Source organism: Achromobacter sp. UBA5777, assembly GCF_002418565.1.
In the GTDB taxonomy this organism is placed as follows: domain Bacteria; phylum Pseudomonadota; class Gammaproteobacteria; order Burkholderiales; family Burkholderiaceae_B; genus Achromobacter; species Achromobacter animicus.
In genome coordinates, this window is the sequence record NZ_DIEJ01000276.1 from 1 (window position 1) to 26,748 (window position 26,748).

Genomic DNA, 26,748 nt, shown 5'->3' on the forward strand with positions numbered 1-26,748 from the left:
TGATTATCGATCAGCAGCAACGCAGCCTGCGCGAGATGGCCGAGCAGCCGCCGCGCGCAACGCTGGCGCCTTCGCGCCAGGTGGCGCCAGCCGGCACGCCCGACCGCGCCGTGCACGACGCGGGCAACAGCACCACGCTGCCCGGCAAACTGGTGCGCGCCGAAGGCGCACGGCCCAGCGGCGACCCCGCGGTCGACGAGGCCTACGCGCACCTGGGTTCGACCTACAAGCTTTTCTGGAACGTGTACAAGCGCCACTCCATCGACGCGCACGGCCTGCCGCTAATCGGCACGGTGCATTACGGCGAGGACTACGAAAACGCCTTCTGGAACGGCGCACAGATGGTGTTCGGCGATGGCGACGGCGAAATCTTCAACCGCTTCACCATCGCCGTCGACATCATCGGCCACGAACTCACGCACGGCGTCATCGACACCGAGGCGGCCCTGCTCTATCAGGGCCAATCCGGCGCGCTGAACGAATCGCTGTGCGACGTGTTTGGCGCGCTGGTCAAGCAGTATTCGCTGGGGCAGACCGCCCGGCAGGCGGACTGGCTGGTAGGCCAGGGCCTCTTCACGGAAAAGGTGCGGGCGCGCGCACTGCGCTCCATGGCCGAGCCGGGCACCGCGTACGACGATCCGGTGCTGGGCAAGGATCCGCAGCCCGCGCACATGCGCGACTACGTCGATACGCCGCGCGACAACGGCGGCGTGCACATCAACTCGGGCATTCCGAACCGCGCGTTTCATCTGGCCGCCACCGCGTTGAATGGCAATGCGTGGCAAGGCGCGGGCCAGGTCTGGTACGACACGCTGTGTGACAAGCGCCTGCGCCACGACGCCGGCTTCAAGGATTTTGCGAGCCTGACGATCCAGATCGCCGGCGAGAAGCACGATGCGGCCGTGCGCCGCGCCATCGACGACGCCTGGAAGGCCGTGGGAGTGCTGCCATGATCGAACTGCCCTCGCTGGATCTCGCCCAACTGGTGCGCCTGACGCGCGAGGGCGGTCTTGCCTACCTGCCCGGCCTGGCGCAGCCGCGCCACATCGACATGACCGCCTGCCCGCCGGGCGTGCGGCAGGAAGTGTGCGAGGCGCTGCTGCATGCCGCGCCCAAGGCCGTGTCCTGCGGGCCGGATGCGCGCGGCGATCAGCGCTATTTTCACGTTGAAGTCGAGTTCGAAGGCGCGGACGCGCCGCGGATCACTTTTGACGTGCCCGAGGCGGATGCGCCGCCGACGCTGGTGCAGTTGTGGAAACGCCAGGCCGGCCAATCTGGATAGCGCGCCCGGCGTACAGCCCGGCCAGCGCCATCAGCGCGCACAATGCCGCGCACACGCCCAACGCAACGCCCCAGCCGCCCAGCGCGTCGTGCACACTGCCCACCAGCGTGGGGCCCGTCGCGGCAAATAGATACCCCACGCATTGCGCCATGCCAGACAGAGCCGCCGCCTGTTGCGCGTGGCTGGCGCGCAGCCCGACAAACGCCAAGCCCAGGATGATGCCCGCGCCGGTGCCCAATCCCAGAAACGCGATCCACACCACACCCCATGCGGGCGCCGCGATCAGGCCCGTGAACGCCACGAACGACGCGCCCGCCGCGCAGAACGCCGCCGCGCGCTGGTCCTTCAAGCGGCGCAGCAACGGCGCCAGAAACAGCGCGGGCGCCGCGGACGCCAGCTGCATGAAGCCGTGCAACGATCCGGCGCGCTCGGCCGAGAAGCCTGCGTCATGCAGGATGGCGGGCAGCCAGCTCACCGCGACATAGAACACGAACGAGTTGATGCCGAGGTATGCCGTGACCTGCCAGGCCAGCGGCGAGCGCCACAGACGCACGCCGTGCGGTGCGTGCGCGGTGGTCGCGGCGGGCGGCGTATGGTTGGCCAGTTGCGGCAGCCACAGCAAGAGGCCGAGCAGCGGCAGCGCCAGCATGCACAGCGTGGAAAACCGCCAGCCGCCCAGTTGAGGGGTGGACATCGGCAATTCGGCCAGGGGAATCGCAACGGCCGAGGCCAGCCCGGCCGCAAGGCCCATCGTCAGCACATAGGCCGACGTCAGGCCCGCCAGGCGCTGCGGGAAATCGCGCTTGAGCAGACTGGGCAGCAGCACGTTGCCCAGCGCAATGCCCGCGCCGATGATGGCCGTGCCCGCATAGAGCCCCACGGCATCGCCCAGCACGCGGATCCCGATCCCGCCGGCGATGAGCAGCAGCGCCGCGAACAGGGTGCGTTCCAGTCCAAAGCGGCGCGCCAGTCCCGCGGCGAACAGCGACACCACCGCGAAGGCCAGCAGCGGCAGCGTGATGAGCATCCCCGCCGCCGCCGACGACAGATTCAACTCGGCGCGGATCAGGCCGATAAGCGGCGGCACGCCGGTGAACGGCGCGCGCAGGGCCATGGCGATGAACAGGATGCCCAGAATCAGCAGCGCGGGGCGGCTGGGTATGGGGTGGCTGGATGAGGCGTGGCTGGACGCAGGTTGGCCGGGTGCGGGATGGCCGGAACTGCGGTGGCTTGGCATCGGGTGGCGGGAGGCTTGCATGGAGTCAGTTGTGAAATTCTTCAGGCATGGATGCCCTATTCGATCCCGCCAGCTTACGCATCGGCCGCTTTACCGAATTTCGAGATAATGACAAACTCTCTCGCAATCCGGCCAAAACGCGCCCTTCTGCCCGGCCGACGCCCATGCGCACGCCCGATACGCCCACCGCTCCGTTCGATCCCGACAGCCCCACGCAATGGGCCTTCGCCATGCCCGTGCATGCGGCCGAGCGGGACAACGAATCGCCCACCCATCAGCATCACATGGGCCAACTCGTCCTGGCGCTGCGTGGCGGGGTCACGTGCTCGGTGGCGCAGGGCCTGTGGATGGTGCCGCCGCAGTGCGCGGTCTGGATTCCCGGCGGCCTGCCGCACAGCAATCGCGTCACCGCCAATGGGCGCATGTGCTTTCTGTTCGTGCCGGCCGACGCACCGCGCCTGCCTACCGCTTGCTGCACGCTATCGATCACCCCGCTGGTGCGCGAGCTGGTCGTACACCTGGCCCACCTGACCCCTGCCGAGGCCGCGGCCGACGCCAACCGCAAACTGGCCGACGTGCTGCTGGACCAGCTGTCGCACATGCCCGCCGAGCAGCTGCACCTGCCCATCTCCGGCCACCCGCGTCTGCGCGAAATCGCGGACGCGCTAAACACGGATCCCGCGGACCGCAGCACCGTCGCGCAATGGGGCAAGCGTGTCGCCATGAGCGAACGCACGCTGGCGCGGCTGGTGCAGCAGGAGGTCGGCATGAGTTTCGGCCGCTGGCGCCAGCAATTGCACATCATCCTGGCCCTGCAGCGGCTGTCGGCGGGCGTGTCGGTGCAACGCACGGCGGACGACCTTGGGTACGAATCTGTCAGCGCCTTCATCACGATGTTCAAGAAGACGCTGGGCAAGACGCCCGCGCGTTACTTTGCGGACAAGGCCGACGGGCAGGCTGCGGTGCAATAGGGATTGCCGCGGCGTTCGCCGTGGGGGTCGGCCACGGCGTTCGGCCGCGAGGATCGGCCCGGGGATCCTCTGATCGGAAGATCGTCCGCCACTACGCCTGCTTTGCGCTCGCCACGATGAACAGCCGTGGAAATGGCAGCAGCACCGTCCCGTCCGCCAGCGCCGGGTACGCCGCTTCGATCAGCGACTGATAGCGCGCCAGAAAGCCCGCCTGCTCATCGCCGTCCAGCTTGTCCAGATACGGCCGCAGGGCCGTGCCTTTGAACCATTCCACCACCGCGGCGGCGCCCGCCAGCGGATGGTGATAGGTCGTGCGCCACACATCCAGCGTGCCGCAATGCGGCTTGAGCAATTCGTAATACCACGCCGCGCTGTGCCGCGGCGGATGCTGCACGCCGCCCGTCTTGGCGGCCCAGGGCGCTTCGCCGGCCACCTGCCGGGCAAGACGGTGCGCGGGCTCTTCCAGGTTGTCCGGCGTCTGCACCGCGAGGCTGCCACCGGGCGCCAGCTTGGCCACCAGCGCCGGGTACAGCGTGGCGTGGTCGGGCACCCACTGCAGCGCGGCGTTGGCCAGGATCACGTCGTACGCCTGCGGCGGATTCCAGCTGGCAATGTCGGCCAGCTCGAAAGACAGCGCCGGCATGCGCTTGCGCGCGGCGTCAATCATGTCCTGCGAACTGTCCATGCCTGAGATTTCCGCGTCCGGGTAGCGGCTGGCCAGCACCTCGGTGGAATTGCCCGGCCCGCAGCCCAGGTCCACGGCGCGGCGGACGACCAGATTGGGCAGCGCCGCCACCAGGTCCCGCACCGGACGCGTGCGTTCGTTTTCAAAAGCGGAATACTGCTTGGCGGACCAGGTGTTCATGATCGTTCCTTGTTTGGCGACCGGATGGTGAGACCCGGTGGTGCGACTCGGTAGCGCGTGTCGGAAATAGCGGTTTGTCAGCCGCCGACTCTACGCCTGGCCCTTTCCAATGACAAATCCACAAAACACCCGCCTGCCATATCCCCCGCATATGGCTCGCCACAAAGAAAAACCCGCCCGCCGGGTTTGCCGGCGGACGGGTTCGTGGGGCGGTAAGCCGGATTACTGAGGCTTCAGCTCATCCGTGCGGGTTTTCCACAGCGAGAACAGCACGCCGCCAAGGATCAGGCTGAAGGTCACGCCCAGCGAAATCGCGGGAGGCACCTTGCCGATGAAGCCGACCAGGAAGATCTTCGTGCCGATGAACACCAGGACCAGGGCCAACGCGTACTTCAGGTAGTGGAACCGGTGGATCATCGCGGCCAGGGCAAAGTACAGCGCCCGCAGGCCCAGGATCGCGAAGATGTTGCTGGTGTACACAATGAACGGGTCGGTCGTGATGGCGAAGATCGCGGGCACCGAGTCCACGGCAAACACCAGGTCGACGAACTCGATCAGCACCAGGGCCAGCAACAGCGGCGTCGCGTAACGCACCTTCTTGGACGTCGCCGGATCGGTTTCGGTCACCATGAACGCGTTGCCGCGCAGGCCGTCCGTGACACGCATGTGACGCTTCAGGAACTTCAGGATCGGGTTGGTCGCGATGTCAGGCGTCTGGTCCGCGATCATCCACATCTTGATGCCCGTGAACACCAGGAACGCGCCGAACAGATACAGCAGCCAGCCGAAGTTGCTGACCAGCGCGGCGCCCAGGCCGATCATCGTGGCGCGCAGCACGATCACGCCCAGGATGCCCCAGAACAGCACACGGTGCTGGTACTGGCGCGGGATCGCAAAGAAGCTGAAGATCAGCGCGATCACGAACACGTTGTCCATGGACAACGATTTCTCGATCATGAAGCCCGTGTAATAGGCCATGCCGCTTTCGGCGCCCATGTTCCACCAGACCCAGCCACCGAACAGCACGGCGGCGGTGATGTAGCCGGCGGAAAGCAGCAGGCTTTCACGCACGCCGATCTCGCGGTCTTCCTTGTGCAGCACGCCCAGGTCAAAGGCCAGCAGGCTGACGACGATGCTGATGAAGAGCAGCCAGCTCCAGGTTGGCGTGCCGAGGAAATCGGCATTGAAGAAGGTGATCAAAGTGTCCATGATTGCCCCGCTAGATTCGAAGGTGCCCATGATCCGGATCCGGCGCAGATGGAGAAATCAGCCTGAAAGTGAGTTAAGGTTCGAAAAAAACGAAGTAATCCGACTACTGAGCCACCACCCATGCTGAACTACCGCCACCTGTACTACTTCTGGATGGTCGCCAAGGAGGGCGGGTTTTCCCGCGCCGCCGAGCGCCTGGACATGGCTATCCAGACCATCAGCGCGCAGGTCCGAGAACTGGAAAAGAACCTGGGCCATCAACTGCTCAAGCCGGCTGGCCGCGGCGTGACGCTGACCGACGCCGGTGAAGCCGCTTTTGCCCGCGCCGAAGAAATCTTCCAGATCGGGCAGGTGTTGCCGCAGGAAGTGCGTGCCGCCGCCACCAAGCCGGTCGTGCGCCTGTCCGTGGGCCTGTCGGATGGCATTTCCAAGCTGGCGGCACACGCCTTGCTGGGGCCCGTGCTGCACACGCCCGATCTGCATTTGACCTGTCATGAAGGTGAAGTCGAGGAGCTATTGGGCGAGCTGGCGCGGCATCACCTGGATCTCGTGCTGGCTGGCCAGGGCGCCCCCGCCAACCCCAACCTACGGCTCACCAGCGACCGCTTGGTGTCCTCGCCGGTGGATTGGTACGGCCCGGCCAAGCTGGTGCGCAAGCCGGACACGCTGGATTTTCCGGGCTGTCTGGAACGCCTGCCCGTGCTCCTGCCCACCGGCCATTCGGTGCTGCGCCAGACGCTGGACCGCTGGTTCGCCGAGCAGGGCGTGTACCCGAACGTGGTCGGCGAGTTCGAGGACAGCGCCCTGATGTCGGTGTTCGCGGCACGCGGCCTGGGCGTATTTCCCCTCAGCCGGCTGGGCGGGGACGATGTCGCGCTGCTGCGCGGTCTGCGGCCGCTGGCGCGCTGCGACGACGTGCACGAGGAAATCCACGCCATCCGCAACCGCCGAGGCCAGCATCATCCCCTGGTGCGAGAGATCCTCGCGCAGGCGAAAACTTCGGTTTTACCTTAATGTTTGTCACATCCACTCTGGTTTTTCAGAAATAGAATCCCCGGTATCGTGGCCGTTCTTTTTGAGTCATCGGAGTACCTGAACAAATGAAGAAAATCATCTGGCTCGTTTTTGCCGTTCTCGCGGCGCTCTGGACCGGGCTGGTGGCACTGACACTGCAACTGACCGACTGGGTGCTGGCCACCATCGCCACGGCGCAGGTGCCCGGCACCGCGATCGACACCTCGCAGTGGGTGGCGCCGGCCTGGGCGGCGCCGTGGGTTGACCCGGCATGGCTGGCATCGCTGCAAGGGGGCCTGGTCTGGGCCGCGCAAGGCCTGAACCAGGTCCTGCCTTTTGCCGGCAGCCTGGGTTCGCTGATCACCGTGCTGGGCTGGATCTGCTGGGGCTTCATCATGGCGGGCCTGCTGGTGCTTGCGCTGATCCTGCACTGGCTGGCCGGCAAGCGCGAGCAGCAGACGGCCCCTGGCCGGCAAGTGGTGTAAAAAGGGGCAGGCGACGCGCCGCCCGGCACGCTGCCCTCAACCGGAGCGTGCCGTGCCCTCTCGATCTACCCGCCGTCTGATCCTGCCGTTTGCGGCGCTGCTGGCCAGCGCCGCCGCGACGTCCGGGCAGGCGGCGCCTTCGCAAACCGCACCATCGCACACCGCCTCCCCCCACGGCATCGAAGTGTGCACGGTGACGGGGACCTCGGGGCAATACAGCGTGCGGGTGCGAAACACCAGCGACAAGACGCTTTCCCACGCGGACGTCGTGGGCGTGCATCTGAACGCCGCGGGCCAGGGCGGCAACACCGTCACCGTCAACCTGCAGGACGTGCCGCCCGGCAAGTACAAGACCGCCGTCCTGGCGCGTCACGGCGAATCGGCGGCGCTGGTCAGCATCGCCACCTACCAGACGATCAACGGCGTCGACACCCCGCAGCAGGAACTCTATGCGGGCAAAGTCGCGCACGTGGCGCCCGGCTCGGCATTGCAATACACGCTGGCGCCGCTGGCTTTGCGCGGCTGGACCGTCGCCTACGGCACGGCGCAGAGTCCCAAGCTGGAACCCGGCAGCGCCGTACTCCTCATCTACCCCGCCCGCACCGGAAAGAAGCGTGACGTCACGCGGCCCGATGCCGGGCGCGCGCCTGCGGACGTGGTGCCGCTGCTTTCGTGCGCCACGCCTCGCAAACATTGATCGCGTTTATTTGCTGACGCGGGACCGCGTTGCTACGGCGCGATTGCCGTCCTACAGCCCCTAGGCTGTCCTTTCACGTGCCACTCAGCAGGTCGCGCTCGTTCAGCAGCGCATAGACGATCTCGGGCCGGCTGTCGAAACCGCGACGGATCGCGGCAGGCAGCGACGCCCGCGTCTTGCGGCACAGACCCGGCAATTCTTCAAGCTGGATCGAAATGCCGCGTGAGGTCCGCACCTCGTTTTCGCTGGGCGTAATGTGGATGACGATGCCAAGCTGCGCCTGAATCCGCCCCTGCATCGCACGCAGGTCGTCCAGGCTGGTGATGTTTTCCAGCCGCGCCACCAGGCGCTTTTCTTCCTCGCGCGTCAGCCGCAGGACCCGCATGTCCGTCGTTGGATTGGCCAGCAACTGCTCCCGGTCGCACACACAGGCGCCGGGAGGACATTCTTGGCGGATGGGAAACGGCAGGTTCATGGGGACGGTGCACCAGCCACAACGGCGCGGGTCGATATCTTCCCGATTCTAACCAGGATGACCACCCGCGCACGCGCACTGCGCGTTTACCCGCAAGCGCGAGGCGGTCCGCCCCCCTGCTCGCTACCCGTAATCCTTCAGGCGTGAGACTGCCCCAAACGCCTTTTGCCGTAAGCTCCTGCCCTTGCCCTGCAACCTGGCTCACCCCATGACAGTTTCGACCTACCGATTTGCGACCCGCGCCGTGATGGTTCTGGCGGCGATCGTGCTGCTGGCCGCGGCGGCGCTGGCCGCGACCGGCTTGCTGACCAGCGCGCGGCAGGCCGACGTGGCCGTCGTGCTGGGCAACAAAGTTGAACCCGGCGGCCAGCCTTCGCCGCGCCTGGCCGCGCGGCTGGACCGCGCCTTTGACTGCTACGCCGCATCAACCTGCCGCATCCTGTTCGTCAGTGGCGGCGTGGATCCGGCCGGCACGGACGAGGCCGCGGCCATGCGCGATTACCTGCTGGCGCGCGGCGTGCCCGCCGACCGCATCGTCGTGGACAGCGCCGGCGTCGACACCTGGGCCACGGCCCGCCACGCCAGCGCCTACATGCGCCAGCACGGCTACACGAGCGCAATGGCCGTGACGCAGTATTTCCATGTGCCGCGCACGATGCTCGCGCTCAAGCGCCAGGGCGTCGCGGACGTGAGCGGCGCATACCCCGCATTCTTCGAATGGCGCGACGGCTATTCCGTCCTGCGCGAACTGCCGGCCATGGCGATGTATATTTTCCGGCCCCTGTAGCGGCGCCTCCGCCTGCCCTACCCTTCCAGGACTTTCCATCGTGCTGATCTTCCACAATCCCGTTCACGACAAACACAGCGGCCGCCAGGAGATGTTCCGCGGCAAGCTGGTGCCCTGCCACGAAACGCCGGCCAGGCTGGAATACGTGCTGGACGCCGTGCGTCAGCGCGGCATCGGTGAATTGCGCGCGCCCTCCGCGCCCGACATGGATCTGATCAAGCGCGTGCACACGCCGCGCTATGTGGACTTTCTGGCAAGCGCCTGGAACGAATGGATTGCGCTGGATCCGGCCAACGCGGATCTGGACGTGCTGCCGTCGATCTGGCCCGTGCGCGGATTTAGGCACGACGTCGAACCCACGAACTTTGCCGCGCGCGTCGGGCTGTTCTCGTTCGATAGCGGCTGTCCGCTGACGGCCGGCACCTGGGAGGCAGCCACCGCCGGCGCCGCCTGCGCCATCGACGCCGCACGCGCCATTTCCCAAGGCCAGGGCCAGCGCGCCGCCATGGCGCTGACGCGACCGCCAGGCCATCATGCCGGTGCGGACTTCTTTGGCGGCTACTGCTTTTTGAACAACGCGGCGCTGGCGGCCCAGGCGCTGCGCGATGCCGGCGCGCAGCGCGTTGCCGTGCTGGACGTGGACTATCACCATGGCAACGGCACGCAGAGCATCTTCTATGACCGCGGCGACGTCCTGACCGTATCGGTCCACGGCGACCCGACCACTGAATATCCGTTCTATCTGGGATACGCCGACGAGCGCGGCGATGGCGCAGGCGAAGGCTGCAACTTGAACCTGCCGCTTCCCGCCGGCAGCGACTTTGCCGCATGGACGGCGGCCTTGCAGCAGGGCCTGGACGCGGTGCGCGCGTTCAAGGCCGATGCGCTGGTCGTTGCGCTGGGCGTGGATACCTACGAAGGCGATCCGATATCCAAGTTCAAGTTGAAAAGCGCCGACTATCTGCAGGTCGGACGCATGTTGGCCGGCCTGGGCCTGCCGGCGGTGTTCACGATGGAAGGCGGCTACGCGGTCGCCGACGTGGGCATCAATGTGGCGAATGCACTGGAAGGGTATCTGGGCTGAACGCCGGGGCGGCCGCATCCGCTTGGATGCAGGTGTCAGACACCGGGGCAACGAATCACTGCCCCGTATTCAATCGCGGGTCTCAAGCACCTTGTTGATGCGCAGCGCAATCAACGTGCACGCCACGCCGGACAGCAGGTACACGCTGACTGCCACCAATCCGAATCGTGCCGACAGCCCCAGCGCCACCACCGGCGCGAACGCCGCGCCGACCAGCCACGCCATGTCGGACGTCAAGGCCGCACCGGTATAACGGAACCGCCGCGTGAAGTTGGCAGTGACCGTGCCGGATGCCTGTCCATAAGACAGGCCCAGCAGCGCGAAGCCAATCAAGATGAACGCATCCTGCGCCTTCGGCCCGCCGCCCAGCAACCACGGTGAGACGATCGCAAACACGCCGATCAGCATGGCAAGCAATCCCAGCGTCGTGCGCCGCCCGATGCGATCAGCCAGCCATCCGGACGCGATCGTTCCCAGGATGCCGATCACCGCGCCGATGATCTGCACGATCAGCACATCCGAAATCTGTTGCGTGCCGCTGACAGCGATCCACGACAGCGGAAAAACCGTGACGAGGTGAAACAGCGCATAGCTGGCCAGCGCGGCGAACGCGCCGATAAAGAGGTTGTAGCCTTGCTGGCTGATGATCTCGCGGATGCCGATGGGCTCGAGTTCACCTTCTTCGAGCAGTTGCGTGTATTCCTCGGTGACCACCAGCCGCAGCCGCGCAAATAGCGCCACCACGTTGATGGCGAACGCCACGAAGAACGGGTAGCGCCAGCCCCATTCAATGAAGTCGGCCTCCGTCAGCGTGATGTGCAGATAGAGAAACAGCGCGCTGGCCACCAGAAATCCAACAGGCGCGCCCAGCTGACCCATCATCGAATACCAGCCGCGCCGGTTGGGCGGCGCGTTCAGCGCCAGCAGCGACGGCAGGCCGTCCCACGAGCCGCCAAACGCCAGGCCCTGCAGGCAGCGGAAGACCGCGAGCAAGGTGATGGCATGCACGCCGATCGATTCATAGCTGGGCAAAAACGCCATGCCGACGGTCGCGGTGCCCAGCACGAACAAGGCGACGGTCAGCTTGGTTGCGCGGCCCCATCGGCGCTGGATCGCCATCGACAGCGCGGTGCCGATGGGACGCATGATGAAGGCGAAGGAGAAGATGATGAAGGCTGACAGCGTGCCTTCCAGCTGGCCTTCGAAGGGAAAGAACACCTTCGGAAAAACCAGCACGCACGCGATGCCGAAGACGAAGAAATCGAAGTATTCAGAGGCGCGTCCGACGACCACCCCCACGGCGATTTCACCGGGCGCCACCTTGGCGTGGCTGGTGCCGCCGCTGATCGCCCCGGGTCCGGAACCGGGAGAGGGATGACCAGGATACTGCGTGGTGGTCGACATGGATTCGCTCGCAAAAGAAGGTTCTGGACAAGCCTTGTCTACGATCTTGCAACACACCAGCACCACGGTACGCGCATCATGCCGGAAGCCGCAAGCGTTTTGGCCCATGACTGCCCCGCACGCGTTCCCGTGCATACTTTTGCTCTTTTTACCCTAGATTTTTCGCGGCTTCCAGCGTAGTGTTTCGTTTACTTCGCACGGTTACGTTTCGGGGTATGACCATGTCGTCCTTCGCAAGGCTCCGCGGATTGATCCTGTTTGCCGCCCTGCCGCTGCTCGCCGGGTGCAATGCGGTCCTGCTGTCGCCATCGGGCGACGTGGCCGTGCAACAACGCAACTTGATCATCATCTCCACCGGCTTGATGCTCATCATCATCGTGCCGGTCATCATCCTCACGCTGCTGTTCGCATGGCGCTATCGCGCCAGCAACAAGGAAGCCGCCTACGACCCCGACTGGAACCACTCCACGATGCTGGAGCTTTTGATCTGGGCGGCGCCGCTGCTCATCATCATCGCGCTTGGCGCGCTCACGTGGGTCAGCACACACCAGCTTGATCCCTACCGGCCGCTGGCGCGACTGTCCGAAGGCCGTGAAGTGCCGCCCAACACCAAGCCGCTGGTCGTCGAAGTGGTCGCGCTGGACTGGAAGTGGCTGTTCCTCTATCCCGAGCAAGGCGTGGCCGCCGTCAACGAGATGGCCGCACCGGTGGACCGTCCCATCCAGTTCAAGATCACGTCGTCGTCGGTCATGAACTCATTCTTCGTGCCCGCGCTGGCCGGTCAGATCTACGCCATGCCCGGCATGCAGACCACGCTGCACGCCGTCATCAACCATCCTGGTGAATACGAAGGTCTGTCCGCCAACTACAGCGGCTCCGGCTTTTCCGGCATGCGCTTCCGCTTCCATGGGCTGGACCAGAAGGGTTTTGACGACTGGGTCGCGCAGGCCCAGAAATCGCAGGCCACGCTGGACCGCGCCGCTTACCTGAAGCTTGAACAACCCAGCGAGCGCAACCCGGTGCAGCTTTACGCCACCGTTGCGCCCGGCCTTTTCGACGCCATCGTGAACCGCTGCGTCGAACCCAACCGCATGTGCATGCGCGACGCGATGGCCATCGACGCGCAAGGCGGCGCCGGCATACCGGGCGCGCACAACCTCACCACCCTGGACCCGCAAGTGCGCGAGAAGCTGGGTCTTACGGAAACGCCGCCGCGCAAGTATGTCGGCGCCATGTGCACGGCCTCTGAAGGACTGGTGCTCTAGCGCGGCAGGTTTTTCGGCACGCGACGTGCTCCATGTAAACGCGGTTTTTTTGCTGGAATCGAGATGCCTGATCAACCTGACCTCACCAAGCTGATCTTCGGCCGGCTTACCTGGGACGCCATTCCGTTTCACGACCCCATCCTCCTGGGCACCTTCTTCGTGGTGGCGGCGGGCGGCATCGTGCTGCTGGGCTCCGTCACTTACTACAAGAAGTGGGGCTACCTGTGGCGCGAGTGGTTCACCAGCATCGACCACAAGAAGATCGGGATCATGTACGTGATCCTGGGCATCGTCATGCTGCTGCGCGGCTTTGCGGACGCCATCATGATGCGTTCGCAGCAGGCCGTGGCCTTCGGCGACTCCACCGGCTTTCTGCCGCCGCACCACTACGATCAGATCTTCACGGCGCACGGCGTCATCATGATCTTCTTCGTGGCCATGCCGCTGGTCACGGGGCTGATGAATTTCATCGTGCCGCTGCAGATCGGCGCGCGCGACGTCGCGTTTCCGTTCCTGAACAACTTCAGCTTCTGGATGACCGCGGGCGGCGTGATCCTGGTGATGATGTCGCTGTTCGTCGGGGAATTCGCGCGCACCGGCTGGCTGGCATATCCACCCTTATCGGGCATCCTGCACAGTCCCGACGTCGGGGTCGACTACTACATATGGGCCTTGCAGATAGCGGGCATAGGGACACTGCTGTCCGGGGTGAACCTGCTGGTCACCATCGTGAAGATGCGCGCGCCCGGCATGAAGATGATGCGCATGCCCATCTTCACGTGGACCGCGCTGTGCACCAACGTGCTGATCGTGGCGGCGTTCCCGGTGCTGACGGCGGTGCTGGCGCTGCTGTCCATGGACCGCTACGTGGGCACCAACTTCTTCACGGCGGACTTTGGCGGCAACGCCATGATGTACGTGAACCTGATCTGGATCTGGGGCCACCCCGAGGTCTACATCCTGATCCTGCCGGCCTTCGGCATCTTTTCCGAAGTGGTGTCCACGTATTGCCGCAAGCGCCTCTTCGGTTATGCGTCCATGGTCTACGCCACGGTCGTGATCACCGTGCTGTCGTACCTGGTGTGGCTGCACCACTTCTTCACCATGGGGTCCGGGGCCAGCGTGAACTCGTTCTTCGGGATCACGACAATGATCATTTCGATCCCGACAGGCGCCAAGATCTTCAACTGGCTGTTCACGATGTATCGCGGGCGCATCCGCTTTGAAGTCCCGATGCTCTGGACGCTGGGGTTCATGGTCACGTTCGTGATCGGCGGCATGACAGGCGTGCTGCTGGCCGTGCCGCCCGCCGACTTCGCGCTGCACAACAGCCTGTTCCTGATCGCGCACTTTCACAACGTGATCATCGGCGGCGTGCTGTTCGGGCTGATGGCCGGCATCACGTACTGGTTCCCCAAGGCATTCGGCTACAAGCTCGATCCGTTCTGGGGCAAGTGCTCGTTCTGGTTCTGGCTCGTGGGCTTCTATGTGGCCTTCATGCCGCTGTACGTGCTGGGCCTGATGGGCGTGACGCGCCGCGTAAACCACTTTGAAGACATGTCGCTGCAGATCTGGTTCCAGATCGCGGCCTTCGGCGCGTTGCTGATCGCGTGCGGCATCGCCAGCTTCATCATCCAGCTCGTGGTCAGCTACCGCCGCCGCGATCAGTTGCGCGACACCACGGGCGATCCGTGGGATGGCCGCACGCTGGAGTGGTCAACCTCGTCGCCGCCGCCCGTGTACAACTTTGCGTTCACGCCGCGCGTGCACGACCTGGACGCCTGGTGGCAGATGAAGCAGCACGGCTACCAGCGTCCGCAACAGGGCTTCATTCCGATCCACATGCCGAAGAACACCTGGGCGGGCATCGTCCTGGCGGGGATCAGCGTGGTGCTGGGCTTTGCGCTGATCTGGCACATGTGGCCGCTGGTGGTGCTGTCGTTCGCGGCGCTGATCCTCGTGTCGATCATCCATACCTTCAACTACAAGCGCGACTACTACGTGCCGGCCGCTGAGGTCGTCGCCACGGAAGACGCCCGTACAAGGCTGCTAGCGCAACATGTCTGATACCCTCGCCCACCCCATGCCCGGCGGCGCCGCGCCGTCGTCCCAGGAACCGGTCTTCTACGTTCCTGGCGAACATCATCCCAAGAACGGCACGCTGCTCGGGTTCTGGGTCTACCTGATGAGCGACTGCCTCATCTTTGCGTGCCTGTTCGCGGTCTACGGCGTGCTGGGGCGGAGCTTCGCGGCCGGCCCATCCGGCGCCGACCTGTTCGACCTGCCGCTCGTGGCGGTGAACACGTCGCTGCTGCTGCTGTCGTCCATCACCTACGGGTTCGCGATGCTGGAGATGCGGCGCAACCGCATCGGCGCCACGCAGTTGTGGCTTGCGGTCACCGGCATTCTTGGCCTGGGCTTTCTGTCGCTGGAAATCTACGAGTTCTGGCACCTGATCCACCAAGGCGCCGGCCCGCAGCGCAGCGCGTTCCTGTCGGCGTTCTTCACGCTGGTCGGCACGCACGGGCTGCACGTCACGTTCGGCATCGTGTGGCTGGTGACGTTGATGCTGCAGGTGCGCCTGCATGGGCTGATCCCCGAAAACCGCCGCCGCCTGATGTGCCTGTCGATGTTCTGGCACTTCCTGGACCTGATCTGGGTGGGCGTGTTCACGTTCGTGTATCTGATGGGAGTGCTGCCATGACGTCGCACATGGATAACCTGGCCGACACCGGCCACGGCGGCCACGGTGGCCATAGCGGCCACGATCATCACGATGGCCACCATGACGATGACGACGGCGCCGGCCACGGCACCTTCAAGAGCTACATGACCGGCTTCGTGCTGGCCGCCATCCTGACCGCGATTCCGTTCTGGCTGGTCATGGACCGCGTCATCGACAGCTCGCGGGTCACTGGCCTGGTGATCCTGGCCTTTGCCGTCGTGCAGATTGTGGTCCACATCATCTATTTCCTGCACCTGGACACCAAGTCCGAAAGCGGGTGGAACATGTTGGCGTTAATATTCACGCTCGTGCTGGTCGTCATCACGCTCAGCGGATCCATCTGGATCATGTACCACTTGAACTCCAACATGATGCCCATGTCACCGCATGACATGCGCAAGATGCCCTGATGGCAGCAGTCAAAGACATTTCTTCACGCGACACCTCCCGTTCTCCGCGCAGCAAGGCAACCCTGGTCATCCTGGGGTTGCTGGCTGTCGCCATCTTCGCCGGGCTTTGCGCCCTGGGCACCTGGCAGGTTCACCGGCTGGCCTGGAAACGCGCGCTGATCGCGCAGGTGGATCAGCGCGCCCATGCGCCCGCCACGCCCGCCCCCGGCAAGAACGAATGGGCGCAACTGACGCAGGACAACGCCGAATACCGCCACGTCACCGCATCCGGCACCTACCACTTCGACAAGCAGACGCTGGTGCAGGCCGCCACGGAACTGGGCAGCGGCTATTGGGTCATGACGCCGTTGCAGCTGGCGGACGGCGGCACCGTGCTGGTGAACCGGGGCTTCGTGCTGCCGGCATGGCGCAAGGACGCGGCCAATAGCGCCCAGCCGCCCGCGCCGGGTCAGGTCACGGGCCTGCTGCGCATGGGCGAACCGGCCAGCGGCTTTCTGCGCAACAACGATCCGGCCGCCAACCTCTGGTATTCACGCGATCTGCCCGGCATCGCGGCGGCGCGCGGGCTTGCCGACGTGGCGCCCTACTTCATCGACGCCGACGCCGCGTCCAGCCCCGGCAAGGATCCCGCCCGGGAACCGGTTGGCGGACTTACGATGATCAACTTCCCGAACAACCATCTGACGTATGCCATCACCTGGTATGCGCTGGCGCTGATGGTGATCGTGGGCGTGGTGATCTTCGTGCGCGAGGAAAAGCGCGCGCGCCGGCCGGACTGATTCGCCGCCACGATTAAAAACGGCGCCCGCAAGGGCGCCGTTGTCATTTGATCGGCCGGCAAATACTGGCGAATGCCGGCGGGATCAGCAGGCCGGCCAGCGGATGCTGCCCGCCTCGGGGCAGGTCCACGATCCCTGCAGCCGCGCCCGGATCTCGGCCAGGCTTTGTTCGACCAGCAGTTCGCCGTCGCGGAACACAGGCACCAGCGCGCCACCCGCCGCCTGCTCGGGCGTCTGCTGGTCGTGCAGCACATAGCCGTCCGGCGTCTTGTCCACACGCAGCAAGCCCTTGGCGGACTTCTTCACGCCGGAATCGGTGACCGGGTCCTTCACGAGTTCCTGCGGTTCGCCGTTGACCTCGGCATACGTGGCCTTCAGCGCCCAGCCGAAGGTGTCGCGGGTCAGGTACTGATAGGTGTACGACCCGATGCCCAGCACGACGTTGCCCGACGCAAAGCCCTTGCGTTCCAGGCGCACCAGGATGTCGCGCGCCCGGGTCAGCGTGATGGAGTCGCCGTAGATCAGGCCCACGTGCGGATCCAGCAGCTTGTAGCCGCGATCGGTCTGAACGCCGCCGAACGTGTCCCACAGGCATTGCACCGCGCCCTTCACCTCGGGCTCGCGCAGCGTCTGCTGCGCGCTGGCGTCTTCGCCCAGGAGCCAGTACGTGCCCGTGGCCGCATCGCGCACGGCCTCGAAGCCGGCGGCCTGCGCCGCTTGCAGGGCGGCGCGGTCCTGCACGTCCGGCACGTCGGTGCAGAAATAGCCGGTCAGGATCTTCACGGGGTCGCCGGAGTCCGGACGGAACACGACCTTGGCGTTGCCCAGCGCGTCCGGCTGACGGCTCATGATCTCGGACTTGAGCGCGGCGGCAAAGTCCGTCACCACCTGCCAGAAGTCCCAGGTGTCGGACACCACCGACACGATGCCGGCCGGATACACCTGCTTGACCAGGCGGCGGATGGTCTCGATCTCGCCTTCCTTGCTGCCCAGGCACATCACGGAGTGCTCCGTCGCCGGCACCGAGCCGCCGATCAGTTCGCGGTCCGAATCCGCGTTGTAGAGGTCTTCCAGGTAGTCGATGGCCGGGATGGTGTCGGTGCCGGTAAAGGACAGCAGGTGACCCGCGCCGCACTTGCGCGCGTCGTACAGGCCGGCCATGCCGCGCATCGAGAAGTCGTGGCCCTGCCAGTCCACGAACGCCATCGGGCTGCCGGTCAATTGCGCAAAGTACGTCAGCAGCTTGCGGTATTCGAAGGCGATGGTGGCGACGGTGGACGGCTTCCAGGACTCGCAACTGAACAGGGTTTCGATGTAGGTCACCAGCCAGGCGAATTCCGGCTGGGTGTTGATGAAGGTGACCGGCGGCACGCGGATGTCGACGCGCGCGCCTTCGGGCACCGAGCGGATCTCCAGCGGCAGATAACCGAGGTCGTGCAGCGCCTGCAGGTGATCGACCGTGACCGCGCCCTTGCCGAGCGCGTTGTCCACACGGCGCTGATATTGGCGCACGGCGGTGCTGGCGGGCTTGCCGAAGAACTCACGGTCGAACAGGCCGATCAGGATTTCCTTGATGAATCCTTGCAGGCCGAACCAGACGATCTTCTCGTCGAACAATTCGGGCAGCACCGGCGCCAGACGGGCCGAGCGCGGCGTGAAGTTGGCCAGGATCTTGTTCGTGCCCTTGGGGTACTGGAACGGGTGGCCGGTCTTGTAGAAGTCCGCCTGCAGGAAGGGATTCAGGCCATTCTTGAGCTTGGGGGCCAGGGTGTCGGGGGCATTCATGGCGGGTTCCTTCTTGGTTGATCGGTGTTCTTGGTTGATCTGCATGCTTAGTTGACCAGCACCGCACCGGCGGCGGTCGCGGCGGCATCATCCGTGCGGGTCCAGTCGTAGGCAGTGAAAATCTCTGCATAGCGGGCCTTCAGTTCGGTCAGGCCCTTGCTGAAGATGCCGTGCGTCACATACAGATAGAGCGGCTGGCGGGTCTTGTCGGCCAGCGCGGCGGCCAGTTCCAGGAACGTGCGTCCGCCGTCGCAGATGTCGTCGACCACCAGCACCGGCTGGGCGGGGATATCGTCGGGCACACGGGTTTCCGTGATGCGGCCGGTCTGGGGGTCGCGGACCTTTTCCGAGAAGAGCACGTCCGTCACACCCAGCGCCTTGGCCAGCGCCTGCACCCGCTTGCGCGCGCCGGCGTCAGGGGCCATCAGCGTGACGCCCTGGGCAAAGGCCGGGGCGGCCAGGGCCTTCTTCAGGTAGGCGGCGGCGTCGATCACCCGCACCCGCTGCAACAGCGCTGGCGTGACGTCGCTGTGCGGTTCCACGATGGTGACCGTGGCGTACTGCTGGTCATTGATGAGCTTGCAGAACACGGCGGCGCCCAGCGCCTCGCCCGGATTGCAAACTCGGTCCTGGCGCGCATACGGCACGTAGGGCATGTCCAGGTGCACGGGCGCGGCCGGGTTCAGGCGGCGCAGCGCGTCGGTCAGCAGCAGCAACTGCATGACGTCGTCGGCCGACTTCAGCAGGGCGTGGATGCGGAACTCGCGGGCGGCGTCGGCGTGTTCACGCAAGCCGGCGGGAATGGTGACCTGCATTTCGCCGCCCGGAAACCGGAACGCCGCTGGCGTATCGGTCTTGCGTTGTCCTTCGATTACCGCAGTGATGGTGAACATGATCGTCCCTTAGTGGCATTTCAAAACTAAGTGGGGCCAGTATATGCCCACTTATTGTTGTTATGCAACTATCTTTGCATTGAAAAAGGCTTGTGCCGTCGAATCAGCCGACGCTGCGGTCGAAAAAGGTGAAATCCTTCAACCGGTAGAGACGCGCCGGGCGCTGCGCGCCCCCGACTACGTCGTCGGTCGCTTCCAGCGCCCCCCACGCTTCCATCTTTCTGCGGAAGTTCGACTTTTCGAGCCGGATCTGCAGGATCGCCTCGTAGGTGTGCTGCAGTTGCGTCAACGTGAAGCGCTCGGGCAGCAGGAAGAACGGCAGCGTGGAATACGTGGATTTGCTGCGAAGGCGGTCCACGGCGGCAGTGATGATGTCCGCATGGTCGAACGCCAGCGGCGGCAAGGCGTCCACACTGACAAAACGGAATTCCGCGCGCGTGGCGGCGGCCAGTTCGGCGGCAGGCACCAGCGCCACATAGGCGACCGACATCGACCATCCCCGGGGATCCCGATCCTGACCGGAAAACACCTGCAATTGCTCCAGGTAGCGCGGCTCGAAGCCGGTCTTGTCGCGCAATACCCGCCGGATGCTGTCTTCGGTGGACGTGTCTTCGTTGGCGTGCACCACGCCACCCGGCAGCGCCATGGCGCCCTGAAGCGGCTCGCGGTCGCGCTGATGCAACGCGACTTCCAGGCCGGATTCGCGCAGGGTAAGAAGGACGGCGTCGACGGTGACGAGCGGTTGGGGAAAGTCCAAGAAGCGGGTTCCGTAGTTGAGGTTTTGGGCAAGATGCCACTATGACGCCGCCAGGTCAATTCGCTCTGCTGCGTCCCAGATCAAACACCCTAACGCCCCACTAGAAAGTGTTCGAATTTTGGCAAGAATTGACGGCGGATAACGACAATTAACGCATTGTTCTACACTATGCGCCGAGGAACACGGTCGGGTTGATGCCTGGCGTCGTGTTCCTTTTGCTTTTTCTTCAACTGCAACTCAGGAGTTTTCCGGATGAAAAAGACGCTGCTCGCCGCGGCAATGCTGGCCTCTTTCGCAGGCGTTGCCCAGGCAGAACCGTCAGTCACCCTCTACGGTGTCATCGACACCGGCCTCGGCTACAACAAGATCAAGGGCGATGGCTACAGTGGTTCCAAAGTCGGCATGATCAACGGCATCCAGGCCGGCTCCCGCTGGGGCCTGCGCGGATCCGAAGATCTGGGCGACGGCCTGCGCGCCGTCTTCAAGCTGGAAAGCGGCTTTGACTCGGCCAACGGCCAGCGCGGCCAATCCGGCCGCCTGTTCGGCCGCCAAGCCACCATCGGTCTGGCCAACGACGCCTGGGGCTCGCTGGAATTCGGCCGTCAGGCCACGGTCGGCTCGAACTACCTGGCCGACATCGACCCCTTCTACACCAGCTACACCCAATCCAACCTGGGCCTGGGTTTCAGCGCGGCCAACACCATGCGCTGGGACAACATGGTCATGTACCGCACCCCGTCGGTGAACGGCTTTGAATTCGCCGTGGGGTACTCGTTCAGCGTGGACGACACCACCTCGGACCAGACCGGCTTCCAGACCGCCGACAACACGCGCGGCATCACCACCGGCCTGCGCTACGTGCAAGGCCCGCTGAACCTGACGCTGACGTACGACCAGTTGAACGGCGCCAACCGCAGCACCGTCGACAACGGCGCCACGCCGCGCCAATACGCCGTCGGCGCTTCGTACGACCTGGAAGTGGTCAAGCTGGCTGCCGCTTACGGCCGCACCACCGACGGCTGGTTCGTCGGCCAGGACCTGCCGTCGGGCACGCCGTTCAGCGACGAGTTCGGCACCAACCGCTTTGTGGACGGCTTCAAGGCCAATTCCTACATGCTGGGCGCAACGTTCCCGGTGGGCGCCTCGGGCAGCCTGTTCACCTCGTGGCAGCACGTGGCTCCGTCCAACGACAAGCTGACGGGCGGCGACGCCAACATGAATGTGTACAGCGTGGGCTACACCTACGACCTGTCCAAGCGCACCAACCTGTACGCCTACGGTTCGTACGGCACGGACTACGCGTTCATCGACGGTCTGAAGAGCACCGCCGCCGGCGTGGGCATCCGCCACCAGTTCTAAGCGTGTGTCGGGCCGGCCGCCCCGCGGCGCCGGCCCATCCTGCCGCCCGGGTAGCTACCGCGCCCGGGCGCGCTCCAGCATCTGCACGATTTCCGTCTGGCCGCGCTGACGCGCGTGCTGCAATGGCGTGAGCCCGTCCTTGTCGGGCAGATTCACGTCCGCTCCCCCCTCTATCAGCAGCGCCACGATGGCCTGATGGCGCGGTCCGCCGTCGCTCAGGATGATGGCCTCGAGCAGCCCCGTCCAGCCCAGCCGGTTGACGTGGTCGGGATCCACGCCCGCCTGCAGCAGCCGCTTCACGACCTCGACGTGGCCGCGCTCGCACGCCGGAATCAGCGCCGTGCCGCCATAGCGGTTGGTGCTTTTCAGGTCGGCGCCATGCGACAGCGTCAGCTCCAGTATTTCTCGATAGCCCTGCGCGCCCGCCAGCAGGTATGCGCTGTCCTGCATGTTGTTCTGGGCGTTCACGTTTGCACCGGCGTCGATCAGCGCCGCCGCGGCCTGCACGTGGTTGCCTTGCGTGGCGCGCAGCAGCGGCGTATTGCCCTGCCCGTCCCGCGCCTCGATCGGCGCGCCCTCCGCCAGCAACTGGCGCACGCGCGCCGAATCGCCCTTGCCGGATGCCTCCAGCAATTGGGCGCCGCGCGCGTTCGCGGCGCGATCTTCCGCTGCGGCGCCAAAGCCGATCGCGCNNACGACGCAGACGCGCCAGAATGTGATGTAAGCCATTGGCGGCAGCCTCCTTGGATATGTCTGTTTGGCGCCCCGGTCCCGTGCCGGGCGCGCTGCCATTATCTCCTTGCCCCCGGCCGCGCGCGCGGCCTATGCTCGGTCAGATTCTCGGTGACGTGCAATGCGCAGGAAACACGCGTCCGGCATGATCGGCCTCCCTTACTGATCGCAGCCCCCAAGAACTGCCATGCCCTCCCGTTCCGATTCCGCGCTTTCTCCCCTTGCCCGTCCGTCGCGCCTGATGCGCGCCCTGGCCCTGGCTTTGTTGCCGCTGGCCCTGGCTGCCTGCAATGGCGGCAGCGATGATGACGATGACGACGTCCAGCCGCCCGTCGCTGAAACCCCGGCGCCGCAGCCCACGCCGCAACCGCAACCGCAACCGGAACCTGAACCCGAACCCGAAACGCCACCGCGCAACACGGCCTATCTTCAGAAGAAGGCGGGCGACGTCATCCAGGTCCGCATCGAGGAACTGCATCCGACCCAGGCCGCGATCGGCTACGACCAGATCTATTACAAGCTCGGCCGCTGGCAAGGCGACTTCGACCGCGCCACCTGGGCGGCCGACCCCGTTCTGCAACTGGATTACCTGAACCGCACCGTCGGCAAGAAGTTCGACGACTATTGCGAGGACGTGGGCGGCGCCGAGCGCGCGCAGAAGTTCCAGAGCATCGCCGAGGCCCGGGCCGCGCGCCTGGACCAGCCCGAGACGTTCACCTGCCTGGACGCGCCCGGCACGAATACGGCCAACCTGAAGACGGTGATCGTGGGCTGGGACGGCAACCTGTACCTGACCGACGGCCACCACACGTTCTCGTCCCTGCGCGAGATCTCAGATGGCGGCCCGAAGCTCCCCGTTTGGGTGAAGGTCGACGCCAACTACAGCGACCTCCCGAACGCGGCAGCCTTCTGGCAGCGTCTGGTCGACGAGCGCCGGGCATGGTTGCGGGACGGCCAGAACCAGCCGATCACCGTCGACCAGCTGCCCACGCGCGTCGGACTGTCCCATGCGCAGGAGCCCGGCGGCATGCAGGAAGACCGCTACCGCTCCCTGGTGTATTTCACGCGCGATATCGCCTACAGCAACGGCAACCTGCCTGAATTCGCGGAATTCCTGTGGGGCGACTGGCTGCGCCGCCAGGCCGCGGCCGCGCAGTTGCAGGGCCTGGACCAGTACAAGATGCAGGCGCCGGCCACGCCCGCGGAAATCCTGGCAGTCAGCACGCTGAACAAAGACATCCTGCCCACCGGGGCCAACGACAGCTACGCCGCCGCCGTGCGCGATGCGTCGCTAAAGATGAGCGCGTTGGCTGACACGGCCATCGTGTTCGAAGACCGCGACGCCGCCAGCCTGGGCCGCATCGTCCTGGAGGCCAATGCCGCCAGCGGCTCGGCCACCAAGACGGCGCGCGACACGCTGGAAGAACTGCCGCGCAACGACGTCAAGACGTCCGACGGTACGCCGCGCGGCGCGGGCAAGCTCTGGTTCGCGGTGAACTACCGCACCTGCGGCAAGCCTGCGGCCGGCACCTGCTGGGGCTGGTAAGGTGAAAATGGCCCGCGCAAGCGGGCCTTTTTACATCGGGCAGTCAGCGCGTCAGAGCACTTCCTGCGTATTCTCGGCCTTCGCCAGTTGCTGCATCGCCAGCGCGACCTTCTTGGCGACTTCCAGGCGTTCGGCGGCCGACATGGCGTCGTATTCTTCCTTGGAAATGCCCAGGCTGGCCAGCGCCGCGTAGAACATCTTGTCTTCGATCGACATCCCGGCGTAGTCCATGAATTCCTTTTCGGCCTGCGACGGCGCGGCCTGCGAGGCGCCGGACACGCCGTGGCCCATGGCAGAACGGTTGCGCTCGGTGGCATCGGCAAACGCCGCGCGGAAGCGCTCGCCGGCATTGGCGTTGGCGTTGGCGTTCTTGGCGGCCGACGCGGACTGGCCGGCGGCGGCATTGATACCCAGGATATTCACGCTGCTCATGGATGCTCCAGAGGGATTGGCGGTCAGGGTGCCAACATACTCCCCAGCCGCGCCGACGGAAAACCGGGTCAGCCGCCCGAACCGCCCGTTTCTCTGCGGATTGCGGTCCGACCATTTTTAGCGCCCTTCGAGTATCTTGTGCCTCTCGCAAACCTTCCAGAGACCCTTCTCATGAGCATCGACACCTCCTCGAGCCAGCCCGCTACCGCCACGCCCGCTGCAGACGCCTTCCTGCAGTTCCTGGTCAACCTCGTCAACAACGGCAGCCAGATCGAAAGCATTGGCGTGACGTTGCAGATGGGCGGCATGCTGGTGTCCGGCTCGATCGTCTCGGGCGCCGAGTACTTCGACACCTTCGCGGCCAGCTTCTCGGGCTCGCTGGAATCGCTGGACCCCGACACGCGCCAGACCGTGCATGCCTCGCTGGCCGAACTGGGCGACGTGTTCCGCCTGCCCCAGCCCGTCGATCCGCTGCCCAACTACATTCACCTGGCGGACGCCCTGTTCTTCACCGCCGACGGCACGCCCATCGCCGGCCAGCCGACGTTGTGGCGCGGCCGCACCAGCGCCGTCGACGGGTTCATCCTGGGCCGTTTGCAGTCCGACGCCTCGGCCTGATCCGCATGACGCAAACCGTTACTCCGTCGATGGAGGGCCAGGAGATCGACCGCAAGGCCATGCAGGCCCTCATCGAGACGGCGGCAGGCAAGGCGCTGTCGTTCGTGGACTGCGACTTCCAGGACGCGGACTTTTCGCGCCTGGAACTGCGCGGCTTCCAGTTCAGCGGCTGCGCGATTGCGGGCGCCTCGTTCCAGGGCGCGGATCTGACTGACTCCCAATGGCGACGCTGCCGCGGCGGGTCGGCCAGCTTTGCGTCGGCAGACGCCAGCGAGGCCCTCTTTCAGAACTGCGACCTGAACAACGCCAATTGGCGCCGCGCGCGGTTAGCCAGCGCCAAGTTCCGGTCGTGCAAGCTGACCGGATCGGATTTCGATGGCATTGCATGCCTGGGCTGGTCGCTCGAAGAATGCCTGCTGGTCGGCGCGCTGCTGCGCGGCGTGTCGTTTCGCAAGTGCAATCTGCAGCAACTGGATTTCTCGGACGCGGACCTGTCGGGAAGCGACTTTCGCGAGGCGGTGTTTCACGGCGGCAGCCTGCGCAATGCCACGTTGAAGAACGTCCACTTCGAAGGCGCGGATCTGCGGGAAGCGGACCTTGGCGGGCTGGACCTGACGGCGGCCGCCCGGCTGGCCGGCGCGACGATTTCCAAGACCCAGGCGGCGGCGTTGCTGGCCGAGTTGCGCATCAGCGTGGTTTGACACGGTCCTGACGCAGCGCGTCTTTGCGGACTTGCAGGCCGGCGATGCCGCCAGGGCCTGCGTTGCCGCACATCGATTCAGCCCGGCCGCCGGAAGTACTTGCGCGCCGCCTCGATCTGCCCATGGCACACGCAGCCGCTCATGTGCTCGTTCACCATGCCCACGGCCTGCATGAAGGCATGCATGGTCGTCGGGCCCACGAACGTCCAGCCGCGCCGCTTCAGCGCGCGAGACAGTTCGTTCGACGCCTTGGACGTGGGATTGTTGTCCCAATAATGCCGATCCACCGCCGCCGGGCGATCCTGCGGCGGCGGTTCATGCGCCCAGAGCCAGCCGGCCAGCGAGCCGGTCTCGTCGGCCAGTTCGCGCGCGCGCTGCGCGTTATTGATGGCCGACACGATCTTGGCGCGGTTGCGCACAATGTCGGCGTTGCCCATCAGGCGCTCCACGTCGCGCTCGGTATACCGTGCCACCCGTTCCATGTCGAAATCGTCAAAGGCCTCGCGAAACGCCTCGCGCTTGCGCAGGATCGTGATCCACGCCATGCCGGCCTGAAAACCTTCCAGACAGATCTTCTCGAACAGGCGCCGGTCGTCCACGACGGGCCGGCCCCATTCATGATCGTGATAGTCCGGCATGGACGGCTGCCAGAAGCAACGCGGCTTGCCATGCTCGTCAATGATCAGGCCGGTGTCGGGGACGCCGGCGGCCGGGTCGGCGATGTCCGGGTTGCTGGTGTTCGGACTGCTGACGTCCGGAGTGCCGACTTCCGGGCTGGCCTGATGTCCGTCGGTCTGCGCGGCAGCACTCATGGCTTGCGCGGCACCGGGCAGCTCGTGTCGCCTTCCTCGCACGCCAGATACGCGCGCAATTCCTTGGTCCGGGCCTTCGTGAGCTTGTCCAGGCACATGCTCAACACCATCGGATAGGCGCTGCCGCCCGTCACGCCTGTCGACGAAAACGCGCATTCGGCATCGCGAAAGAACAGCCACGCTTTCTGCGCCGCCTGCAGTTGCGTCAAGGCGTCCTTGCTGTCCTTCAGGCGCTCCGTCGCTTCCTTGTACGCGGCGTTCAACTCGGCGTCGGACTGGCGATACGCCTGATCCGCGCACAGGTTCATGTCGGTCTGGGTGGACGCCTGGTCACACTTGAGCACTTGGGCCTGCGCCCCCGCTGCAAGCAGGAGCGCGGCGGCGGCAAACACGATACGCATGGGAATTCCTCCTTTTGGGGTGG

At 65.4% G+C, this 26,748-nt stretch carries 29 protein-coding genes; 17 read left to right on the forward strand and 12 right to left on the reverse strand.

Features of this window, described 5'->3' with window-relative positions; genetic code table 11:
* The coding region (locus tag B3446_RS23465; RefSeq protein WP_291385792.1) for a M4 family metallopeptidase at positions 1-953 on the forward strand (953 nt) is incomplete at its 5' end.
* Positions 950-1,282: a protealysin inhibitor emfourin gene (locus B3446_RS23470; protein WP_175122759.1), complete on the forward strand. Its 333-nt coding sequence runs from the start codon at positions 950-952 to the stop codon at positions 1,280-1,282. The genes B3446_RS23465 and B3446_RS23470, both read left to right, overlap by 4 nt.
* On the opposite strand, the gene B3446_RS23475 is transcribed toward B3446_RS23470, so the two are convergent.
* Positions 1,203-2,540 carry an MFS transporter gene (locus B3446_RS23475; protein ID WP_313492432.1) on the reverse strand — a complete coding sequence of 446 codons (1,338 nt, stop codon included), beginning with the start codon at positions 2,538-2,540 and terminating at the stop codon, positions 1,203-1,205. The genes B3446_RS23470 and B3446_RS23475 overlap by 80 nt on opposite strands.
* Positions 2,541-2,683: 143 nt before the next feature.
* Between B3446_RS23475 and B3446_RS23480 the strand changes: the two genes are divergently transcribed.
* Positions 2,684-3,490 carry an AraC family transcriptional regulator gene (locus tag B3446_RS23480; RefSeq protein WP_291385794.1) on the forward strand — a complete coding sequence of 269 codons (807 nt, stop codon included), beginning with the start codon at positions 2,684-2,686 and terminating at the stop codon, positions 3,488-3,490.
* Between the two features lie 91 nt (positions 3,491-3,581).
* Here B3446_RS23480 and tam read toward each other — a convergent pair whose 3' ends face one another.
* Complete coding sequence (gene tam / locus B3446_RS23485) at positions 3,582-4,355, reverse strand: trans-aconitate 2-methyltransferase (protein WP_291385796.1); 774 nt, start codon at positions 4,353-4,355, stop codon at positions 3,582-3,584.
* Between the two features lie 222 nt (positions 4,356-4,577).
* Positions 4,578-5,564 (reverse strand): TerC family protein, encoded by a 987-nt coding sequence (locus tag B3446_RS23490; protein ID WP_175122755.1) that lies wholly within the window; start codon positions 5,562-5,564, stop codon positions 4,578-4,580.
* Positions 5,565-5,684: 120 nt separating this feature from the next.
* Between B3446_RS23490 and B3446_RS23495 the strand changes: the two genes are divergently transcribed.
* The 3 genes from B3446_RS23495 (at position 5,685) to B3446_RS23505 (ending at position 7,760) form a co-directional block, all read left to right on the forward strand.
* Positions 5,685-6,578 carry a LysR family transcriptional regulator gene (locus B3446_RS23495; protein WP_291385799.1) on the forward strand — a complete coding sequence of 298 codons (894 nt, stop codon included), beginning with the start codon at positions 5,685-5,687 and terminating at the stop codon, positions 6,576-6,578.
* An 86-nt stretch (positions 6,579-6,664) separates the two neighbouring features.
* Positions 6,665-7,063, forward strand: a complete 399-nt coding sequence (locus B3446_RS23500; protein ID WP_191576161.1) for a hypothetical protein — start codon at positions 6,665-6,667, stop codon at positions 7,061-7,063.
* A 52-nt stretch (positions 7,064-7,115) separates the two neighbouring features.
* On the forward strand, positions 7,116-7,760 hold the full coding sequence (locus B3446_RS23505; protein ID WP_291385802.1) for a hypothetical protein: 645 nt from the start codon (positions 7,116-7,118) through the stop codon (positions 7,758-7,760).
* Positions 7,761-7,833: 73 nt separating this feature from the next.
* On the opposite strand, the gene B3446_RS23510 is transcribed toward B3446_RS23505, so the two are convergent.
* On the reverse strand, positions 7,834-8,235 hold the full coding sequence (locus B3446_RS23510) for a hypothetical protein (protein ID WP_191576163.1): 402 nt from the start codon (positions 8,233-8,235) through the stop codon (positions 7,834-7,836).
* 208 nt (positions 8,236-8,443) lie between these two features.
* Between B3446_RS23510 and B3446_RS23515 the strand changes: the two genes are divergently transcribed.
* Both B3446_RS23515 and B3446_RS23520 read left to right on the forward strand, forming a co-directional pair.
* Positions 8,444-9,022, forward strand: a complete 579-nt coding sequence (locus B3446_RS23515; RefSeq protein WP_291385804.1) for a YdcF family protein — start codon at positions 8,444-8,446, stop codon at positions 9,020-9,022.
* A 40-nt stretch (positions 9,023-9,062) separates the two neighbouring features.
* Positions 9,063-10,106 (forward strand): histone deacetylase family protein, encoded by a 1,044-nt coding sequence (locus B3446_RS23520; protein ID WP_291385806.1) that lies wholly within the window; start codon positions 9,063-9,065, stop codon positions 10,104-10,106.
* Positions 10,107-10,175: 69 nt separating this feature from the next.
* Here the strand turns inward: B3446_RS23520 and B3446_RS23525 are convergent, their stop codons facing one another.
* Positions 10,176-11,510 carry an MFS transporter gene (locus B3446_RS23525; protein WP_191576167.1) on the reverse strand — a complete coding sequence of 445 codons (1,335 nt, stop codon included), beginning with the start codon at positions 11,508-11,510 and terminating at the stop codon, positions 10,176-10,178.
* Positions 11,511-11,731: 221 nt separating this feature from the next.
* Here B3446_RS23525 and cyoA point away from each other — a divergent pair, with 221 nt between their 5' ends.
* The 5 genes from cyoA to B3446_RS23550 all read left to right on the forward strand — a co-directional run bounded on the left by cyoA (position 11,732) and on the right by B3446_RS23550 (position 16,689).
* Entirely contained in the window at positions 11,732-12,775 is a 1,044-nt protein-coding gene (gene cyoA, locus B3446_RS23530; RefSeq protein ID WP_105241679.1) for a ubiquinol oxidase subunit II, read from the forward strand.
* 63 nt (positions 12,776-12,838) lie between these two features.
* Entirely contained in the window at positions 12,839-14,842 is a 2,004-nt protein-coding gene (gene cyoB, locus B3446_RS23535) for a cytochrome o ubiquinol oxidase subunit I (RefSeq protein ID WP_291385809.1), read from the forward strand.
* The gene (gene cyoC / locus B3446_RS23540) at positions 14,835-15,479 is read left to right on the forward strand and encodes a cytochrome o ubiquinol oxidase subunit III (RefSeq protein ID WP_175137660.1); all 645 of its coding nucleotides are present in this window, start codon (positions 14,835-14,837) and stop codon (positions 15,477-15,479) included. The genes cyoB and cyoC overlap by 8 nt, the downstream gene beginning before the upstream one ends.
* An 8-nt stretch (positions 15,480-15,487) precedes the next feature.
* Positions 15,488-15,910 (forward strand): cytochrome o ubiquinol oxidase subunit IV, encoded by a 423-nt coding sequence (gene cyoD / locus B3446_RS23545; RefSeq protein ID WP_370647789.1) that lies wholly within the window; start codon positions 15,488-15,490, stop codon positions 15,908-15,910.
* Positions 15,910-16,689 (forward strand): SURF1 family protein, encoded by a 780-nt coding sequence (locus tag B3446_RS23550; protein ID WP_191576169.1) that lies wholly within the window; start codon positions 15,910-15,912, stop codon positions 16,687-16,689. Before cyoD ends, B3446_RS23550 begins: the two co-directional genes overlap by 1 nt.
* Before the next feature lie 84 nt (positions 16,690-16,773).
* Here the strand turns inward: B3446_RS23550 and B3446_RS23555 are convergent, their stop codons facing one another.
* The 3 genes from B3446_RS23555 to B3446_RS23565 form a co-directional block, all read right to left on the reverse strand.
* On the reverse strand, positions 16,774-18,474 hold the full coding sequence (locus tag B3446_RS23555; protein WP_291385812.1) for a nicotinate phosphoribosyltransferase: 1,701 nt from the start codon (positions 18,472-18,474) through the stop codon (positions 16,774-16,776).
* Between the two features lie 47 nt (positions 18,475-18,521).
* The gene (gene prs, locus B3446_RS23560; RefSeq protein WP_291385814.1) at positions 18,522-19,367 is read right to left on the reverse strand and encodes a ribose-phosphate diphosphokinase; all 846 of its coding nucleotides are present in this window, start codon (positions 19,365-19,367) and stop codon (positions 18,522-18,524) included.
* Positions 19,368-19,470: 103 nt separating this feature from the next.
* Positions 19,471-20,124, reverse strand: coding sequence for an NUDIX hydrolase (locus B3446_RS23565; protein WP_291385816.1), 654 nt, complete (start codon positions 20,122-20,124; stop codon positions 19,471-19,473).
* A 252-nt stretch (positions 20,125-20,376) separates the two neighbouring features.
* Here B3446_RS23565 and B3446_RS23570 point away from each other — a divergent pair, with 252 nt between their 5' ends.
* Positions 20,377-21,483, forward strand: coding sequence for a porin (locus B3446_RS23570; protein ID WP_191576173.1), 1,107 nt, complete (start codon positions 20,377-20,379; stop codon positions 21,481-21,483).
* A gap of 54 nt (positions 21,484-21,537) precedes the next feature.
* Here B3446_RS23570 and B3446_RS23575 read toward each other — a convergent pair whose 3' ends face one another.
* Entirely contained in the window at positions 21,538-22,212 is a 675-nt protein-coding gene (locus B3446_RS23575) for an ankyrin repeat domain-containing protein (protein WP_291385818.1), read from the reverse strand.
* 190 nt (positions 22,213-22,402) lie between these two features.
* On the opposite strand from B3446_RS23575, the gene B3446_RS23580 reads away from it, so the two are divergent.
* Positions 22,403-23,761 (forward strand): ParB/Srx family N-terminal domain-containing protein, encoded by a 1,359-nt coding sequence (locus B3446_RS23580; RefSeq protein ID WP_291385820.1) that lies wholly within the window; start codon positions 22,403-22,405, stop codon positions 23,759-23,761.
* A 51-nt stretch (positions 23,762-23,812) separates the two neighbouring features.
* Here B3446_RS23580 and B3446_RS23585 read toward each other — a convergent pair whose 3' ends face one another.
* Complete coding sequence (locus B3446_RS23585; RefSeq protein WP_291385822.1) at positions 23,813-24,193, reverse strand: hypothetical protein; 381 nt, start codon at positions 24,191-24,193, stop codon at positions 23,813-23,815.
* A gap of 171 nt (positions 24,194-24,364) precedes the next feature.
* On the opposite strand from B3446_RS23585, the gene gvpU reads away from it, so the two are divergent.
* Entirely contained in the window at positions 24,365-24,811 is a 447-nt protein-coding gene (gene gvpU / locus B3446_RS23590) for a gas vesicle accessory protein GvpU (RefSeq protein WP_191576177.1), read from the forward strand.
* 5 nt (positions 24,812-24,816) lie between these two features.
* Complete coding sequence (locus B3446_RS23595; RefSeq protein WP_291385825.1) at positions 24,817-25,512, forward strand: pentapeptide repeat-containing protein; 696 nt, start codon at positions 24,817-24,819, stop codon at positions 25,510-25,512.
* 77 nt (positions 25,513-25,589) lie between these two features.
* On the opposite strand, the gene B3446_RS23600 is transcribed toward B3446_RS23595, so the two are convergent.
* Both B3446_RS23600 and B3446_RS23605 read right to left on the reverse strand, forming a co-directional pair.
* Positions 25,590-26,150, reverse strand: a complete 561-nt coding sequence (locus B3446_RS23600; protein ID WP_291385861.1) for a DNA-3-methyladenine glycosylase I — start codon at positions 26,148-26,150, stop codon at positions 25,590-25,592.
* Between the two features lie 170 nt (positions 26,151-26,320).
* On the reverse strand, positions 26,321-26,725 hold the full coding sequence (locus B3446_RS23605; protein WP_056558453.1) for a lysozyme inhibitor LprI family protein: 405 nt from the start codon (positions 26,723-26,725) through the stop codon (positions 26,321-26,323).
* Positions 26,726-26,748: the final 23 nt, after the last annotated feature.